The sequence below is a fragment of the Paenibacillus methanolicus genome (assembly GCF_008124765.1).
Classification (GTDB): Bacteria; Bacillota; Bacilli; order Paenibacillales; family Paenibacillaceae; genus Paenibacillus_Z; species Paenibacillus_Z methanolicus.
Genome location: NZ_VNHS01000003.1, coordinates 613,126 through 630,588, shown reverse-complemented (window position 1 = coordinate 630,588; position 17,463 = coordinate 613,126). Strand labels below are relative to the sequence as shown.

9 protein-coding genes and 1 pseudogene are annotated in these 17,463 nt (G+C 53.6%); 7 read left to right on the top strand and 3 right to left on the bottom strand.

What is annotated here, in order from left to right; all coding sequences use genetic code 11:
• The first annotated feature begins 20 nt into the window (after window positions 1-20).
• Window positions 21-989, top strand: a complete 969-nt coding sequence (locus BCM02_RS11250; protein ID WP_148929150.1) for an ABC transporter permease — start codon at window positions 21-23, stop codon at window positions 987-989.
• Between the two features lie 13 nt (window positions 990-1,002).
• Window positions 1,003-1,905, top strand: coding sequence for a carbohydrate ABC transporter permease (locus tag BCM02_RS11245; protein ID WP_148929149.1), 903 nt, complete (start codon window positions 1,003-1,005; stop codon window positions 1,903-1,905).
• A 109-nt stretch (window positions 1,906-2,014) separates the two neighbouring features.
• Here the strand turns inward: BCM02_RS11245 and BCM02_RS11240 are convergent, their stop codons facing one another.
• Genes BCM02_RS11240 through BCM02_RS11230 form a run of 3 tightly spaced genes read right to left on the bottom strand, consistent with a single transcriptional unit; the run spans window position 2,015 to window position 5,808 of the window.
• Window positions 2,015-3,325: a histidine kinase dimerization/phospho-acceptor domain-containing protein gene (locus BCM02_RS11240; RefSeq protein ID WP_148929148.1), complete on the bottom strand. Its 1,311-nt coding sequence runs from the start codon at window positions 3,323-3,325 to the stop codon at window positions 2,015-2,017.
• Window positions 3,312-4,010 carry a response regulator transcription factor gene (locus BCM02_RS11235; RefSeq protein ID WP_148929147.1) on the bottom strand — a complete coding sequence of 233 codons (699 nt, stop codon included), beginning with the start codon at window positions 4,008-4,010 and terminating at the stop codon, window positions 3,312-3,314. The genes BCM02_RS11240 and BCM02_RS11235 overlap by 14 nt, the downstream gene beginning before the upstream one ends.
• 4 nt (window positions 4,011-4,014) lie before the next feature.
• Window positions 4,015-5,808 (bottom strand): ABC transporter ATP-binding protein, encoded by a 1,794-nt coding sequence (locus BCM02_RS11230; protein ID WP_148929146.1) that lies wholly within the window; start codon window positions 5,806-5,808, stop codon window positions 4,015-4,017.
• 235 nt (window positions 5,809-6,043) lie between these two features.
• Between BCM02_RS11230 and BCM02_RS11225 the strand changes: the two genes are divergently transcribed.
• The 5 genes and pseudogenes from BCM02_RS11225 to BCM02_RS11210 all read left to right on the top strand — a co-directional run bounded on the left by BCM02_RS11225 (window position 6,044) and on the right by BCM02_RS11210 (window position 17,378).
• Window positions 6,044-7,228 carry a DUF418 domain-containing protein gene (locus BCM02_RS11225; protein ID WP_148929145.1) on the top strand — a complete coding sequence of 395 codons (1,185 nt, stop codon included), beginning with the start codon at window positions 6,044-6,046 and terminating at the stop codon, window positions 7,226-7,228.
• Between the two features lie 677 nt (window positions 7,229-7,905).
• Window positions 7,906-9,456: pseudogene (locus tag BCM02_RS36605) on the top strand (glycoside hydrolase family 43 protein); the annotation flags it as partial.
• A 651-nt stretch (window positions 9,457-10,107) separates the two neighbouring features.
• Window positions 10,108-11,349 carry a dockerin type I domain-containing protein gene (locus tag BCM02_RS36600; protein ID WP_425466172.1) on the top strand — a complete coding sequence of 414 codons (1,242 nt, stop codon included), beginning with the start codon at window positions 10,108-10,110 and terminating at the stop codon, window positions 11,347-11,349.
• 127 nt (window positions 11,350-11,476) lie between these two features.
• On the top strand, window positions 11,477-14,467 hold the full coding sequence (locus BCM02_RS11215; RefSeq protein WP_187434153.1) for a family 43 glycosylhydrolase: 2,991 nt from the start codon (window positions 11,477-11,479) through the stop codon (window positions 14,465-14,467).
• 64 nt (window positions 14,468-14,531) lie between these two features.
• Window positions 14,532-17,378, top strand: coding sequence for an endo-1,4-beta-xylanase (locus BCM02_RS11210; RefSeq protein WP_148929143.1), 2,847 nt, complete (start codon window positions 14,532-14,534; stop codon window positions 17,376-17,378).
• The last annotated feature ends 85 nt before the right edge of the window (window positions 17,379-17,463 follow it).

The following is a 17,463-nucleotide window of genomic DNA, read 5'->3' as shown; positions in this document are numbered from 1 at the left end:
AACGATAGGAGGAGAGTGCGATGGCGGGTTCCCCGGAAATGATTCCATCGAAGCAAGCAGCGCCGCAAGTCGTGCCGAAATCGTCCTTGTGGAAGCGGATGAGCGGTCAAAAGCAGCTCATGCTGATGTCGCTGCCCATACTGTTATATGTATTCGTGTTCTCGTATTATCCGATCTGGGGCTGGACGATGGCCTTCCAGAACTACAAGCCGGCCAGATCGTTCGATCAGCAGGAATGGGTCGGATTCAAGCATTTTAAATTTCTGTTCAGCGACGACACGTTCTTGATGGTGCTGCGCAATACGATCGGCATGAGCGTCATCAACATGGTGCTCGGCTTCGTGACGGCGATTATCTTCGCGATTCTGCTGAACGAGATCAAGCAAAAGTTGTTCAAGCGGAGCATTCAGACGATCTCTTACTTGCCGCACTTCCTGTCATGGATCATCGTCACCGGCATTGTCGCGAATTCGCTGTCGGTCGATAGCGGGATCGTGAACGTCCTCTTGATGAAACTCGGTTTCATCAACGAGCCGATCATGTGGCTGAGCGAGCCGAAGTACTTCTGGGGGATCGTAGGCGCCTCCCATGTATGGAAGGAAGTCGGCTGGAACGCGATCATTTATCTCGCCGCCATCACATCGATCGACCCGTCATTGTACGAGGCGGCCGAGATCGACGGCGCGAACCGGTATCAGAAGATGCTCTACGTAACATTGCCAGGGATCAAATCCATCGTGATCATCCTGCTGATCATGAACTTGGGCTGGATTTTGGACGCCGGCTTCGAAGTGCAATATTTGCTCGGCAACGGCGTCGTGGTCGACTGGTCGCAGACGATCGATATTTTCGTGCTGAAATACGGGCTGCAGATCGGCAACTACTCGCTAGCTACTGCTGCCGGCATCTTCAAGACCGTCGTCAGCATTACGCTCATCTTCGCGGCCAACACGATCGCCAAGCGTTTCGGCGAGGACAGACTGATATGAGGAGGGCATACCCATGAGAACGAGAACGCTCAAGCTGGAGCCGGTTGTCTTCCACACGCTTAATACGATCTTCATGATCGGCATTGCGATCGTGACGTTATATCCGTTCTTAAACACGCTCGCCATCTCCTTGAATGCGGGGAACGACACGATACGGGGCGGCATCTACCTGCTGCCTCGCGTGTGGACGGATCAGAATTACAAAGCCGTCTTCGCGGGCGGCACGATCTATCACGCGTTCTGGATTTCGGTGGCGCGGACCGTCCTTGCCACGGTGCTCAGTCTGTTCCTTACGTCCATGCTGGCCTATGCGATCAGCCGCAAGGAATATGTATTCCGCAAGCCGATCACGATCGTGGTCGTCATGACGATGTATTTTAATGCGGGCTTGATCCCGTCGTATTTTCTGATCCGGGATCTGCATCTCCTGAACAACTTCCTGGTGTATATCATCCCAGGGCTGATCAGCGCGTTCAACATGATCGTCATTCGGACCTATATCCAGACGCTTCCGGAGGGACTGATCGAGTCGGCCAAAATCGACGGCGCCGGCGATTTCCGAACGTTCATCTCCATAATTCTGCCGCTCTGTCAGCCGGTACTCGCCACGGTCGCCTTGTTCGTCGCGGTCGGCCAATGGAACTCCTGGTTCGATACGTTCCTGTATGCGTCCTCCAAGCAGGACCTGAGCACCTTGCAGTATGAGCTCATGAAGTTGCTGTCCTCATCCATGCTCTCCAACAGCAGCGCGGCCGTCTCGAGCGGCGCCGACCCCGGAGCCGCGAGAAACATGGTCACGCCCATGTCGATCCGGGCTGCGATCACGATCGTCGCATCCTTGCCAATCCTGGTGGTCTATCCGTTCCTGCAGAAATATTTCGTGCATGGCATGCAGCTTGGCAGCGTGAAAGAGTAGGGGAAAGGCTACAAAACAAAAACCGCTTGCTTTCGTGAGAAACGAAAACAAGCGGTTTTTGTTTGTGGTGAATAGAGCCACCGGTAAACGATTCTATTTTACATGATCGTTATTGCAGTTTCGTATTCCAGAATCTCAAGACCGTCCTATAGGTGATACCGTCGCTGGTACTCGTGAACTGGCCAAGCATATGCAGCATCATCTTTGCGACTATCTTTTCACCCAGCATTGTGCTGTCCAAGGCGGCATCCGCAGCCTTAATCGTATTACGAATATGAATTTCGAACACTTCTTGATTGGACACGAACGAGATGCCGATTTCGTCACGCGGATCAGCATATTTCAACAAATTGGAGAGCAGGTTATCGAAAACGCGTGAAAGATTCTCCATATTAACGGTGATGTAAGCATCGGGCAGTTCGCCCGTCAAGTTAATCTGGAATTGTTCTTGCCGCAGTACGCCAACCAGATCGGACATGAGATCGTAGATCGCCTCGTGTACGGGAATCGTCTCCAATTCTGCTTCCTGCTCCTTGTCCAGAAGGAAGTAGGCGAACAGATTATCCGACAAGTTTTTTAATTGCAGTGCTTTTGCATAGGCATTGGCGATATAGCTGCTCGCTTCTCCGGAGGGCTGATGTTGTTCTCTCTTGGCAAATTCCAAGTACATGATCAGGGAAGTAAGCGGCGTACGCATATCATGGGACATCTCGGTCACGAGGCTTCGGCTCTCCGCTTGCAGCCCTTCGATGGCGAGCAGCTTGCCTAGAAACGCTTTGCGGAGCTCTTCGACGCTCTCGGCGATCATGGCTAATTCATCATGCCCTCTGATGGTCATGCCATACTCCAGTTCACCGCCTTCCAGAATGTGAATCTCTTCATGGATCGTTCGCAGATAAATTAGGCTTCGACGAATGCCCATCAGTACAATAGCCAAAAAGAGGGCCGACGCAGCCAGAATCTCTAGCGCAAAGGCAATGTCGTAAAAACGGGCCTCGAAGAAACCGTCTATGATGACATCCCCTTGGCCGTCGCTAAACAGAACCGGTGAAGAATGCTTCCTCGCGTATTGCGATTCGGCTTCAACTCCGTATGCGGACTCATCCTCAGCCGTGTAGACGGAATCGAACTGGAGCACCTGATCCTTATAGATGGTAAGCAAGATGATTTTTTCGTTCTTCGTCCACGCGGCAAAGGCGTCTCGGTCCATCGAAGACAAACCATGAACGGCAACATAATGGGCAAACTTCTCAATATATTTGGATGACTGCTGCTTGAAATAAGTCTCCGTTTCAAGATGGCGGTCAATCAGTTCATCGCTCGCTGCTTGCATGACTAGGAAAGATAACCCGCTAACCATCGATGCGATTAAAATGAGCAGCGCGAGCTTTTTAGTTAGCGAAAACTTACGATATGACAAAGCGGTATCCTCTTCCCCATTCGGTCTGGATATAGGTCGGATGAGCGGCATCATCCTCAATCTTGGCGCGCAATTTGCGGATATGCACCATCACGGTGTTGTTCGAGCAATAGAAGTAGGGCTGGTTCCAGACGCTTTCATATATATTTTGCGCGGAAAAAATTTTGCTGCGCCTGCTTATGAGCAATTTCAAGATTCGATATTCGAGATCGGACAGCTCGATTTTTCGATCGCCTTTCCAGACCTCATTGAACTGCTCGCTGACCCGGAATTGACCGGCGACAAGAAATGTTTCTCCATGATCCTTTTTATCCTGATAGATTTTGTATCTGCGCAGCTGGGCCATTACTCTGGCGTGAAGTTCATCCTCGGAGAAGGGTTTCGTCATATAATCATCTCCGCCGGCCAAGAGGCCTTCGGTCTTATCGAATGTGCCGGATTTTGCGGTCAGGAACAAGATCGGGACATTGGAGCGCTCTCTAATTTGCTTGCATGCTTCAATTCCCGACATACCTGGCATCATAATATCCAGAATAACCAAGTCGAGCGACTCGTCTACAAGCTCCAGCGCCTGCTGACCATTCTGGGCTTGCGTCACCTCGTAACCCGCCCGGGCAAGAGAAGCGCAGAGGAGGTCGCGAATATCCGGATCATCTTCCACAACTAAAATGCGATTCGTATTCATCGTTTCACCCCATGCTAATAAACTGATCGAACTGAAACTGCTTATGCGCCCAGGTCTTATAAGAAGGATGCGTATGAACGAGTTCCTCGTGCGTGCCGACTCCGGTTACTTGCCCATGCTCTAGTACGACGATCTGGTCCGCGCGCACGACAGTCGATAATCGATGGGCGATAATCAAGGTTGTCCGATCTTGCATCAAATAGTCGAGCGCCTTCTGTACTTCATGCTCCGAGTCGCTGTCCAGACTAGCCGTCGCCTCATCTAAAAGCAATAGATCGGGTTTACGCAGTAAAGCTCGCGCAATCGCTATGCGCTGGCGCTGTCCGCCTGATAGCCTAATTCCTCTCTCGCCAACCTCCGTCTCATACTTTCCGGGAAGCGCATGAATAAAGTCGTGCGCATAGGCGAGACGTGCCGCTTCGATTATTTCTTCCTCGCTGACTTCATCTTCCCGGCCATAGATAATGTTGTCTCGAATGGTACCCGCCATTAGCGGACTCTCTTGGGAGACATAACCGATCTTCCTGCGCCAGGCATCCAAGGGAAAATCGCCTATCGCTGAATCCCCCCAAGAGATCGTGCCTTCCGCTGGTTCGTAAAATCGTTCAATCAGCGAGAAAATCGTCGTTTTTCCGCTCCCGCTGGGTCCTACCAGAGCCGTCACCTTGCAGTGGGGGATCGTAAAGGAAACATCCAGTAGAATCGGCTTTTCCTTTTGATAGCCAAAACGAATGCTGCGGAATTCCATGGGTTGTTGCTTGTCGGGAAGCAATTGAACGTGGGTTTTCGTTTCCGGCGGATGCTCCAGTATCAGTCTTAGTCGCTCTGTTGCGCCCATCACCTTTTTCAAATGAGAGAAGAAAGCCGCGAATTGGCTGAACGGAAACAAAATTTGAAACAACAACAGGATAAAGGATACAAGCGCTCCGGTACTCAAAGCGCCGGAAGAAACGCGGACCCCGCCGTATCCGATAATGACAACCAGCAGAACGATCATGATTAGCGTCATCAATGGCGTCAGCACTGCATTTATTCTAGCCTCTTTCATCTCAAAGCGATACAGTCCGTCTATGTCGGATTCACCGTTCTTCATTTCTCGCCATTCGGAATTGGAGGACTTCACCAGTCTAATTTCCCCGAGTACTTGCGAAAGGGTTGCGGCAAGCCCGGCCAATTGCTCCTGCATGTTCACGGAAATCGCGTACAGTTTATCGCCCATCGGCATCAGGAAGGCAATACCGATCGGCAGCGCCAGCAAAATGATCAGCGTCATCTGCCAGTCCAAGTAAAAAAGAATGGCGACCGCGCTTATGACGGTGAGCAGATTGGAACAAAAGGCAATTAAGTGGTCGGTAATGAACAATTTGATCTCATTCGTGTCGTTCGCTACGCGGCTCATGAGGTCTGCCGATCGATGGCGGTCGAAAAAGGGCACCGGCAGCGCCAATGTTTTCTTCCAAAGTTTCTTTCGTAGATGACTGACGATGCGGCTGCCAACGTAAGCCAGCAATAGATACGAAACCCCGCTCGATATCGCTTGCAAAATAAAGAAAAAAACGAGCTTCAGTACCATAGCGGCATTAATCGACGCCAGGCGAAACTGGTCAATCATACTGCCTGTGACGAGCGGAACAACCAGCCCCGCCATGGCGCTGATCAAGCTTAATAGGATCGCGATGCCAAGCGTCAGCTTGGGAATTCCCGCCGAGAATAAAAGCGCGGCAAAATGGCTTAGCTTGGTTTTAGACAATTGATCTTCAACGTTTGTCTGCTTGCCGGATGTGTTAGATGTATTCATGATTATCTCCCAATTCGTTAAGATTTGCTTCCAAAAGGAAATTTATTACGCCTGCGCCCAGGTCATTCGTTCATCATAAAGATCAAATCTTAACCGTTTATGAAAGTAAAAAATTTGTTCTTCGTCGATAAGTTCTTAAAATTATTTTTCGATGGCTTCATAAACGATTAAGAATTAAGCCTTAATTTAGCCTATGTAACCCAATAAAGAGGCTTAAAAGGAGTCTGTAAACTTAATGAAGCAAGAGCTTAAGAAGCAAGAACAAAGGCAACCGCAACCGATGACCAGCCGGGAACGGCTTCACTTCTTGGACGTCACGCGCGGATTCGCCATGCTAGGCATTATCCTAGTCAATTATTTTCTTATCGTAGATTCCGCTAATGGCTACGCAGAGCCAACAGAGGATATATGGCGCCAGTTGGTTGCTTGGTTTGGGGACGGGAAATTTTATACGTTATTCTCCTTTCTATTCGGTGTCGGCTTTATGATCTTTATGGAGAGAGCCGAACGGCAAAGCTCCCGGCCACGCATGCTGTTTGCGCGCAGACTAACATTTTTACTTCTATTCGGCCTTCTGCATATTACATTCATTTGGGTTGGAGACATATTGGCTTTCTATGCCATGGTCGGCTTTGTTCTGTTTGCTTTTTACAAACGGCATTCCAGGACGCTGCTCATATGGATTTTCGCGTTGATATTGACCGTCGCATGGCTTCCTTTTGCCGGCAGGTTACTGCTCTCGGATTTGGATGCGAGTGCGAGCGCGTATAAAGCGGATTTCTCTTTAGTCAGCCACAACATGGATTTGTCCTACCTGCAGTCCATTGGCGTGCGTTGGTCTGACATGAGCACCATGGTAGCTACCTCGACGAATACGATTGTGTCTATGTTGTTGATGTTCCTTCTCGGCATGTTTGCCGTGCAAAAAGGGTTCTTCCGAGATATGGAGGCGAAGAAGCGAATATGGAACCGGATGTGGGCCGTGTCGGCATCCGGCTTTGTAATTACGCAAGCAAGCCTCCTAACAGGAACGTTCGCGGATCCTGTTCACGAAACAAAAGTGGGTGAAATCATCTCTTATTTGGGAGAATTCGGGGGCATAGCCGGAAGTCTATTCTATATGAGCACGCTTGCCATGTTGTACTTGTATTCCGAGAAGCTTCGATATGTTCTGATGTGGCTTGGCAATGTCGGCCGCATGTCCATGACCTGCTATCTTCTGCACTCGACCATCGGAACTTTCCTGTTTCTTGGCTATGGGTTTGGGGCTGCCAAAGGCATCCAACCGGTTGGCGTGGTTGCGATTAGCTTAGGCGTCTACGCGATACTGCTTGCGATGAGCACTTTGTGGCTTAAACGATTTAAATACGGTCCGGTGGAATGGCTGTGGCGCAGATTGACGTACGGACAAATGAAGTAGCGCCGGAAGATGAAGTCATTCATGAACAGTTTCGTCTACAAGCGAGTCTACACGAAGATGCCGCCTCGAACCTATCGTTCGCTGGCGGCTTTATTATCTTTGTTTAAGCATACGGGAGCATCGTTGTCCTGACTAAAAAAGTGCAATTTTTTGGGCGGTTCGTGTACTTTTTTATGCGATACAAGATGGGTTCGGAAATCCTGCCGGTCGCAAAATAGGAGTCCGTTTCCCGCTTATTTGACCAGAAGCGCGTTCCAAATTCCGGAAGAGGTAAATGTTGGTTTGGACATGTAAAAACATGTACGTTGTATTTAGATCAGGATTTACAACAAAATGAAAATAGATGCCGCGAACGCGGTAGATGTTCGATAAAACCCAGTAAAACCGTGCCTTTCAAGCACTTCTTAGACTCGCGAAAGCCCATAAAATGTTTAACGTTTCGCCTAAGAAATTGCATCGAAAACAGCGGGCGATTCCTTTAAGATCATCTCAATGCGTTTATAGTTGTTAGCGCTTACAAGTGTTTCAGCAAGCATGGAGTAATGAAGGAGGTGATCATCGACGAGCAAACGAACGACTGGTCAGCTGTACAAGTGCAATTCATGGCAGTATCTCGTGAACGATTGAAAAGTGGAGGGTGTACGATGAAAAAATGGAAAAAGCTTATGGCGGCCACGATGGCGGCGACTACGGCACTGACGCTTGCCTCCGTATCGAGCCCGCTTACGGTCCAGGTAAAGGCCGCGGAAGCGACAATTACGCCGGCCATTGCCAAAACGCCCGAAAGAGGCAATCCGCTGCTATCGCATAAGTTCGGCGCCGATCCGTCCGCGATGGTGTACGACGGAAGAGTATACCTCTATATGACCAACGACATCTTCGAGTACAATGCCGACGGGACCGTGAAGGACAATACATACGGCAGAATCAACAAGATCACCGTCATCTCGTCCGCCGATATGGTGAACTGGACGGATCATGGCGAGATTCCCGTCGCTGGCCCGCAAGGCGCCGCCCGATGGGCCAATAACTCCTGGGCGCCGGCGGCCGCGCACAAGACGATTAACGGCAAGGAGAAATTCTTCCTCTACTTCGCCGATAGCGCCAACGGCATTGGCGTACTGACGGCAGACAGCCCGATCGGGCCGTTCACCGATCCGATCGGCAAGCCGCTGGTGAGCAGAAGCACGCCGGGAGCTAGCGACGTGACGTGGCTATTCGACCCGGCGGTGTTGGTGGACGACGATGGGAGCGGCTATCTTTACTTTGGCGGCGGCGTGCCGAACGGGAAGGAGGCCGATCCGGGAACGGCGCGAGTGGCGAAGCTCGGGGCAGACATGGTCAGCCTCGATCTGGCTGCAAGCGGGGGGACTGCCAAACCGATCAATCCGCCATGGCTGTTCGAGGATTCGGGCATCAACAAATATAACGGCAAATACTATTACTCCTATTGCATAAACTTCTCGGGCACGCATCCGGCGGATTTTCCGACCGGAACGATTGCTTATATGGTCAGCGATAATCCGATGGGGCCGTTCAAGTATGTCAAAACCATCCTGCCAAACCCGGGCGTATTCTTCGGGGTCGGAGGCAACAACCATCATGCCCTGTTCGAATTCAAAGACCAATGGTATATCACCTATCATGCGCAGACGTTGGCCAAGGCGATGGCCGAGAGCGGGAAATACCCGCAAATGGGCGGCCAGCCGCATGGCTATCGCAACGCGCACGTCAATAAAGTCAGCTTCGATGCCAGCGGCGTCATTCAGAACATTACCGCCGATTACGCGGGCGTGCCGCAGGTGGGCAATGTTGACCCATATGCCAGAGTCGAGGCCGAAACGATCGGCTGGAACGGTGGCATCTCCACGGCAAGCATCACGGAGCCTGGCGCGATGGTCGAGAGCCTGAACCTGGCCGTGACCGGCATTGAAGATGGCGATTGGACGGCGGCGTCAAAGGTAGATTTCGGCGCGAGCGGCGCGGGGACTTTCACGGCTCATGTTGCAAACGGTTCCAACGGCGGCAAGATCGAGCTGCGTCTGGACCGCCCCGACGGGACGTTGATCGGGACGCTGCCGATCGCGAATACCGGAGGCGTGGATAGTTGGCAGACCAAAACAACCAGCGTGTCCGGCGCGACCGGCACACACGATCTGTATATGGTCTACAGAGGAGCGGGGGCTAACGAGCTCTTCAAGGTCGACTATTGGCAGTTCGGACAGAAGCGCACGGCTCATGAACTTGCCGCGATTAACGCCACGATCGATAAGCAGAAGATCGATGTCGCGACCGGCACGAACCAAGCGACCTTGAAGGTGACCGCCGTCTATGCCGACGGAACAAGCGAGGATGTAACCGCTCAGGCTGTCGCGACCCCGGCGCAAAACGGAATCGTCAGCATCGACGGGGGGGAAGTAACCGGCGTCGGCTATGGTTCAACCAGCATCAACGTCAGTTATGGCGGGAAGAGCGATACCCTTCATCTGCTCGTCAAAGATCTGAATAGCGAACTTACGGTGAAACGGTTAACCGTCGATAACGCGTCATTCGCGTTGGAAGCGGGCCGAACAGCTTCTTTCAAAGTAACCGCGGAGTACGTAGACGGACATACGGAGGACGTCACGAATAAGGCCGTCTACAGCAACACGAATCCGGATGTCGCCGACGTGTCGAACGGCACGATTACGGCAAAATCCAGTGGTACGGCGCAAATTACCGCCAGCTTCAAGGGCGAGTTAGGCGAGCCGGCATCGGTTCCGATAACGGTTACGGTCAACGCGCCTTCCTTCGTGGCGATCGAGGCGGAGACCGGAGCTGTGGCAGGCACGATCGAAAGCCATACTTGGTCGCAGGCGGATGGACAGTCCACGAAAGCGATGCTGTTCGGGCCGGATACGGGCTTCGCGATGACCGGAACGGATGCCGCCACGCTCGCTTCCGGCTCCAAGATGAGTTACAAAATTAACGTACCTGCGGCGGGAACGTACAATGTCTGGCTGCTAACGAAGAGCACCGATTTTTCGGGCGACTCCGTCCATGTCGGCGTAGATAATGCCTATCGGTTCACCGCCAACGGCATTCATGGCGTAAGCGGCGGTCAATTCAAATGGGCCAATATTAGCGGGGCGACCGGGGGCATATTCGGAGGCGCTGCTCTGACGCTCACCGCAGGCGAGCACGAGCTAAACTTCTGGGGCAGGGAAGATGGTTTATCGATTGACCGGATCTATCTCACGACGAGCGGTTCGACCGCGGATCCAATCTGGCCGCCGGTTCAGCCGCAAGAACCTACCGCTTCGCTTTCCGGACCGAGCACGGTGAAACCCGGCGCAAGCTTTGCGGTTTCTTTAAGTCTGGATGAAATGATACAAACTGTATACGCCGAAGACATCACCTTGTCGTATGATCCCGAAGTATTCGAATACGTAAGCGCGACAGGCGCGAACGACAACATTCAGATCGCGGGCGAGGACAAGGGAACGGCGGGCGAAGTCAGACTCATCGCCGCCAATATCGGCGGCGTATCCGGGGCCAGCACGCCGGTGCTGAATGTGACTTTCAAGGTGAAGGCCGGGGTCCATAACAAGACGGGTACGATTGCGGCTGCCCGCGCAGAGCTAGGCGTAACCGCTGCGGGAACCGAGATCCAGGCTGCGCTTAGCAGCAAGCGCATCGCGGTAGGCAGCGCGGACGTGGTCGTCGATAAAACGGCATTGACGACCGCGATCGCGAATGCGCAAAGTCTCCATGACGCGGCAGTCGTGGGCACGCAGCCGGGTCAATACCCGCAAGCCGCCAAAGACGCGCTTCAAGCCGCGATCAACTCGGCGAAGGCAGTTAAAGACAACGCAAGCGCAACGCAGGCTGAAGTCGACAACGCCGTAACCGCCCTGAGCAGCGCGGTCAATACGTTCAAGGCAACGGTCGTGAAGGAAGCATCCGCTGACGTGAACCAAGACGGACGCTATTCCGTAGGCGATCTGGCCTTGGTGGCGAACCATTACGGCAAGGATGCCGGCAGCGCGGATTGGACGACGGCCAAGAAGGCGGATATGAATAACGACGGCAAGATCGATATTGTCGATCTGGCGTTCGTGGCAACGAAGATCCTCAAATAGGTAAGTCGTTTGACGGCTGTTGATAAATATCGCTCGTTAGCCTAACAGCCAGCCGGCTTTGTCTTCCATGATGGGGGACGGTTTGTCCCCCATCACGCATTGCCTAATCGGGGAGGATCGCAACAATATGCCGATAAGAAAATGGGCTGTGCTCCTAGTAGCCATTGTCTTCACGCTAGGTTTACTGCCGGTCGGAACAACCTATGCGGACGGAACTACCGCCAAGAATCCGTTTATATGGGCGGATGTACCGGATGTTTCCGTTATCCGGGTCAATGACGCATATTACATGAGCAGCACGACGATGCACATGAATCCCGGCGTCCCGATTATGAAGTCCAAGGACCTCGTGAATTGGGAAATTGTCAATTATGTATACGATATTCTTGCGGATCGCGACAAACAGACGCTTTCCAATGGCCAAAACATTTACGGTCAAGGCTCTTGGGCAAGCAGCCTTCGGTATCATAATGGCAAATTTTATATCGCTTTTGCTTCCAACGATATCGGGAAGACGTTCATCTTCCAGACGACCGATATCGAGAAGGGCTCCTGGGAGAAGTATGAACTTGCCGGCGGAGTTTATCATGACATGTCGCTGCTGTTTGATGACGACGGACGGGTCTATATGGTATATGGCGGCGGATCGATCAAGGTCATTGAATTGACCGAAGATGCCACCGCGATCAAACCGGGCGGTATGAATAAAACGATTATTCAGAATGCGAGCGCTCCCGGAGGTACAGGCGGTCTTGGAGCGGAAGGCTCGCACATCCACAAAATCAACGGGAAATACTACATCTTTAATATTTCATGGCCATCAGGGGGAATCCGCACTGAACTTGTCCATCGGGCGGATCGAATCGACGGCAGCTATGAAGGGAAAATAGCCTTGAAATCGGGCAGCCAATCGAACGGCGCCGGCGTAGCGCAAGGGGGAATCGTTCAGACGCCGGAAGGCAAATGGTACGGCATGTTATTCCAGGACCATGGATCCGTCGGACGCATTCCTTACCTTGTGCCGATGACTTGGAGCGGGGATGGTTGGCCGGTGTTCGGAGATGTCAATGACACGGGCATACCTGCCGAGTTGTCGAGAGCATGGGTTTCATCCGATAGCTTCGATCAGCGCGAGAAGACGATTCATGCCTATCACACGGTGACGGCTAGCGGCGAGAATGAGGACAATGGCTCCAATCTTGCGAGAGTTTGGCAATGGAACCATAATCCAGACAATCGCCATTGGTCGCTCACTGATCGTCCAGGGTTTCTGAGACTGACGACCGGAAGAACGAGCACGAGTATTCTGAATGCCCGCAATACGCTTACGCAGCGAACGTTCGGACCGGAAAGTTCAGGGACGATCGCCATCGATGTCAGCCATATGAAAGACGGGGATTATGCCGGGATTGCGGCTCTCCAGCAGAATTACGGTTTTGTTGGCGTCAAGATGACCGGTACGTCCAAATCCGTCGTGATGGTCAAGGGCAATTCGAGCTCCTCATCCGAAGCGTCGAATATCCCGCTCTCGCAGAACGTCGTGTACTTAAGGGTCGAGAATGATTTTAAGAATCGGACGGACAAAGCCAATTTCTATTACAGTCTCAACGGCGAGCAATGGGCCTCTATCGGGAGCACGCTTCAAATGTCGTATACGCTACCGCATTTTATGGGCTACCGTTTTGCTTTGTTCAATTACGCGACCAAGACGACGGGCGGTTATGTCGATTTCGATTATTTCAACCTCGATGACAAGCTGAAGGGATCGAACCTCGACAACAGTTCCGTCGTGGCGCTCGAAGCCGAGACGGCGGCGGTGCAGGGCGTTATCGAAGGGCACGCCTGGTCGCAGACCGACGGACAGGCGACGAAAGCGATGCGGTTCGGACCGGATACGGGCTTCGCGATGACGGGAACGGACGCCGCCACGCTCGCTTCCGGCTCCAAGCTAAGCTACAAGATCAACGTGCCGGCGGCAGGGACGTACAATGTCTGGCTGCTGGCCAAGAGCGCGGATTATTCCGGCGACTCCGTCCATGTCGGCGTGGATAATGCCTACCGCTTCACGTCCAACGGGATTCACGGCGTAAGCGGAGGTCAGTTCAAATGGGCCAATATTAGCGGGACCGACGGGGGCATATTCGGAGGCGCAGCCCTGACGCTCACGCCCGGCGAGCACGAGCTGAACTTCTGGGGCCGGGAGGACGGACTGTCGATCGACCGGATCTATCTGACGACGAGCAGCTCGACCGCGGATCCGATCTGGCCGCCCGTTGAGCCGCAAGCGCCTGCCGTTTCGCTGTCGGCGCCGAGCACGGTGAAACCCGGCGCAAGCTTAGCGGTGTCCTTAAGTCTGGATGCGATGATACAAACTGTATACGCCGAGGACATCACCCTGACCTATAATGCCGACGTATTCGAATACGTAAGCGCGATAGGCGCGAACGACAAGGTTCAGGTCGCGGGCGAGGACTCGGAGACGGCCGGCCAGGTCAGACTGATCGCCGCGAATATCGGCGGCGTATCCGGGGCTAGTACACTGGCGCTGAATGTAACCTTCAAGGTGAAGGCGGGCGTCCACGATACGACGGGCACGATCGCGGTTACCCGGGCCGAGCTAGGCGTAACGGCAGCAGGAACCGAGATCGAGGCCGCGCTTAGCAGTAAAAGCATTGCGGTAGGCAGCGTGGACGCGGTTGTCGATAAGACGGCTTTGACGACAGCGATTACGAACGCGCAAAGTCTCTACGACGCCGCAGTCGTCGGCACGCAGCCGGGCCAATACCCGCAATCTGCAAAAGATGCGCTTCTGGTAGCTATTAACACGGCGAAGGCAGTAAAAGACAACGGAAACGCAACCCAGGCAGAAGTCGACACCGCCGTGACCGCTCTGAGCAGCGCGGTAAATACCTTCAAGGCAGCGGTGGTGAAGGAAGCCTCCGCGGACGTGAACCAAGACGGACGCTATTCCATAGGCGATCTGGCATTGGTGGCGAACCATTACGGCAAGGATGCCGGCAGCGCGGATTGGACGACGGCCAAGAAGGCGGATATGAACAACGATGGCAAGATCGATATTGTCGATCTGGCGTTCGTGGCCACGAAAATCCTTAAATAAGCGGTATCCAGATGGGAGACGGCAGTCTCCCATCACCTAATCCCTATGGAAAGGAACGAATGACATGAGAAGAAGATTCAAGCAAACGATCTCGCAAGTGCTCGCCGCAGCTTTGCTCATCCCGGCTGTCTGGCTTGCCCCGGCCACGGAAGCCTCGGCATCGGCTGCGAACAACTCGATCATCGCCAAGACGGCTTCAGTTACGCACGATGTAGAGGTTACGGAGGCTTCGGCCGTATCTTTCGACGCGATAACGTTCGAGAATCAAACGGCAGGCGGTTTTGCCGGGCGGGCAGGAACGGAGACGTTGACGGTGACCAATGAAGCCAACCACACGGAGGGCGGTTCATACGCGCTGAAGGTAGAGGGCCGGACGCAGACGTGGAACGGTCCCGCGCTGCGCGTGGAGCCATTCGTGGATCAAGGCTACGAGTACAAAATCTCGGCCTGGGTCAAGCTGATCTCCCCGGCGAGCTCGCAGCTCCAGCTCTCGACGCAGGTCGGCGAAGGCAACACGGCCAGCTACAATAGCCTGCAGGGCAAAACCATCCGGGCCGAAGACGGCTGGGTGCTGCTCGAAGGCTCGTATCGCTACAGCAGTCTAGGCGACGGGTTCGTGACGATCTATGTGGAGAGCGCAAGCGACGCCACGGCTTCCTTCTATATCGACGATATCCGCATGGAACGCGGATCTGCTCCCGTTGTCATCCAGAAGGATCTGAAACCGATCCAAGTAGCGTATCAGAATGATTTTCTGATCGGCAATGTCGCATCCGCGGCGGATCTAAGCGGGGTTAAACTCGAGCTGCTCAAGCAGCACCATACGGTCATTACGGCGGAGAATGCCATGAAGCCCGATGCGACGCAGCCGACGAAAGGGAATTTTACCTGGGCGGATAATCTGGTTGACGCCGCGCTGGCGGAAGGGTTAAGCGTACACGGTCATGTGCTGGTCTGGCACCAGCAGACGCCGGCATGGATGAATACGGCCAGCGGTTCTCCGCTCAGTCGCGAAGAAGCGCTTGCTAACATGCGGACGCACATTAAGACCGTCATGGAGCATTACGGCGACAGGGTCATCTCTTGGGACGTCGTGAACGAAGCGATGAACGATAATCCATCGAATCCGACCGATTGGAAGGCCGCGCTGCGCAAATCCGATTGGTATAACGCAATCGGCGAGGACTTCGTCGAGCAGGCGTTCCTTGCGGCGCGAGAGGTGCTCGATTCGCACCCGGAGTGGGACATCAAGCTGTATTATAACGACTACAATGACGACAACCAGAACAAAGCGCAAGCGATCTACAGCATGGTGAAAGAGTTCAACGAGAAGTACGCGAAGACGCATCCGGGCAAGCTGCTGGTCGACGGGATTGGCATGCAAGCGCATTATAGCGTGAATACGAATCCGAACAACGTGAAGCTGTCGCTCGAGAAATTCATTTCCTTGGGCGTCGAAGTCAGCGTCACCGAGCTGGATATTCAAGCCGGCAGCGATGGGGTTCTGACCGAGGAGCAGGCGATCGACCAAGCGTATTTGTACGCGCAGCTGTTCCAGCTCTATCGCGAGCATGCGGAGCATATTGCTCGAGTAACCTTCTGGGGACTGAGCGATGCGACGAGCTGGAGGTCGGCGAACAATCCGCTGCTGTTTGATAAGGATCTGCAAGCCAAGCCGGCTTATTACGGCGTGATCGATCCGGAGAAATTCATGGCGGAGCATCCGCCGACATCGGGCAACGCGAATCAAGGTTCGGCGAGCTTCGCCGCGCCGGTTGTCGACGGGACTGTGGACGAAGCATGGAGCCAAGCGCAGCCGATGCCGGTTAATCGGTACCAGACGGCATGGCAAGGGGCTTCCGGAACGGCCAAAGCGTTGTGGGATGACCAGAACCTATACGTCCTCGTTCAAGTGAAAGACACGCAGCTGGATAAGACGAACGTCAATGCGTGGGAACAGGACTCCGTGGAGATTTTCGTGGATCCGAACAATGCAAAGACCTCGTCCTATCAGGAGGATGACGGGCAGTACCGGGTCAACTTCGACAACGAGACTTCGTTCAATCCGGCGAGCATCGCGGATGGCTTCGTCTCGGCTGTGCAGAAATCGGGAACGAATTACACGGTCGAGGTCAAAATCCCGCTCAATTCCTTATCGCCAGCAGATGGCAAGAAGCTCGGCTTCGACGTCCAGATCAATGACGCCAAAGACGGCATCCGCCAAAGCATCGCGGCATGGAACGACGCGACCGGAACCGGCTATATGGATCCTTCCGTGTTCGGCGAACTAACCTTGACCGGCAAGGCGAACAACTCCGACGAACCTGCCGCCGCGCTATCCGGTCCCGCGCAAGTCTTTACAGGTCATTCATTTGAGCTGAAGTATGGTTTAACGAATGTGAAGGCCGACAACGGTATTCTGGCGCAGGACATAACCTTTACCTACGATCCGGAGAAGCTGCAATTCGTTGGCGCGACATCGCTTGAAGAGGCGATTGACGTCATCGGCGTGAATAAGGATACCGCCGGCAAAGTCCGCATCCTGCTCGCCAGCAAAGGAGCCGGCAATGCCGTTACGGCCGACGGCGCGCTCTTGAAGCTGGAATGGAAGGCGCTCCGTCCGGCTGCGAGCGCCGGCATTCAGCTCGCGCAAGCCGAGCTGGCCAACGGCGAAGGCGAAGAAGTATCGTTGGCCGCGGCCGGTCATGCGATCCGAATCGTCGATCAGCCTTCCGGCGATCTGAACAACGATGGAAGATACTCCATTGGCGACCTCGCCATGGCTGCTTCCGCATACGGCAAGAAGGCGGCCGATCCGGACTGGAGCCAATATAGCAAGATGGACCTCAACCATGACGGCATGATCGATGTCATCGACCTCTCCGCAATCGCGAGTTTGATTTTGCAATGACGCAGATGAGATAACGCGATGAATAGCTAGACGAAGAAGCTGCCCGACTTCACGTTCGCGGCGGCTTCTTTGCGCTTGAACAATT

Excerpts from the sequence above, each read along its gene's own strand:
- BCM02_RS11250 (WP_148929150.1), top strand. The coding sequence starts at position 21 with ATGGCGGGTTCCCCGGAAATGATTCCATCGAAGCAAGCAGCGCCGCAA.
- BCM02_RS11245 (WP_148929149.1), top strand. The coding sequence starts at position 1,003 with ATGAGAACGAGAACGCTCAAGCTGGAGCCGGTTGTCTTCCACACGCTT.
- BCM02_RS11235 (WP_148929147.1), bottom strand. The coding sequence starts at position 4,010 with ATGAATACGAATCGCATTTTAGTTGTGGAAGATGATCCGGATATTCGC.
- BCM02_RS11230 (WP_148929146.1), bottom strand. The coding sequence starts at position 5,808 with ATGAATACATCTAACACATCCGGCAAGCAGACAAACGTTGAAGATCAA.
- BCM02_RS11225 (WP_148929145.1), top strand. The coding sequence starts at position 6,044 with ATGAAGCAAGAGCTTAAGAAGCAAGAACAAAGGCAACCGCAACCGATG.
- BCM02_RS36600 (WP_425466172.1), top strand. The coding sequence starts at position 10,108 with ATGCTGTTCGGGCCGGATACGGGCTTCGCGATGACCGGAACGGATGCC.
- BCM02_RS11215 (WP_187434153.1), top strand. The coding sequence starts at position 11,477 with ATGCCGATAAGAAAATGGGCTGTGCTCCTAGTAGCCATTGTCTTCACG.
- BCM02_RS11210 (WP_148929143.1), top strand. The coding sequence starts at position 14,532 with ATGAGAAGAAGATTCAAGCAAACGATCTCGCAAGTGCTCGCCGCAGCT.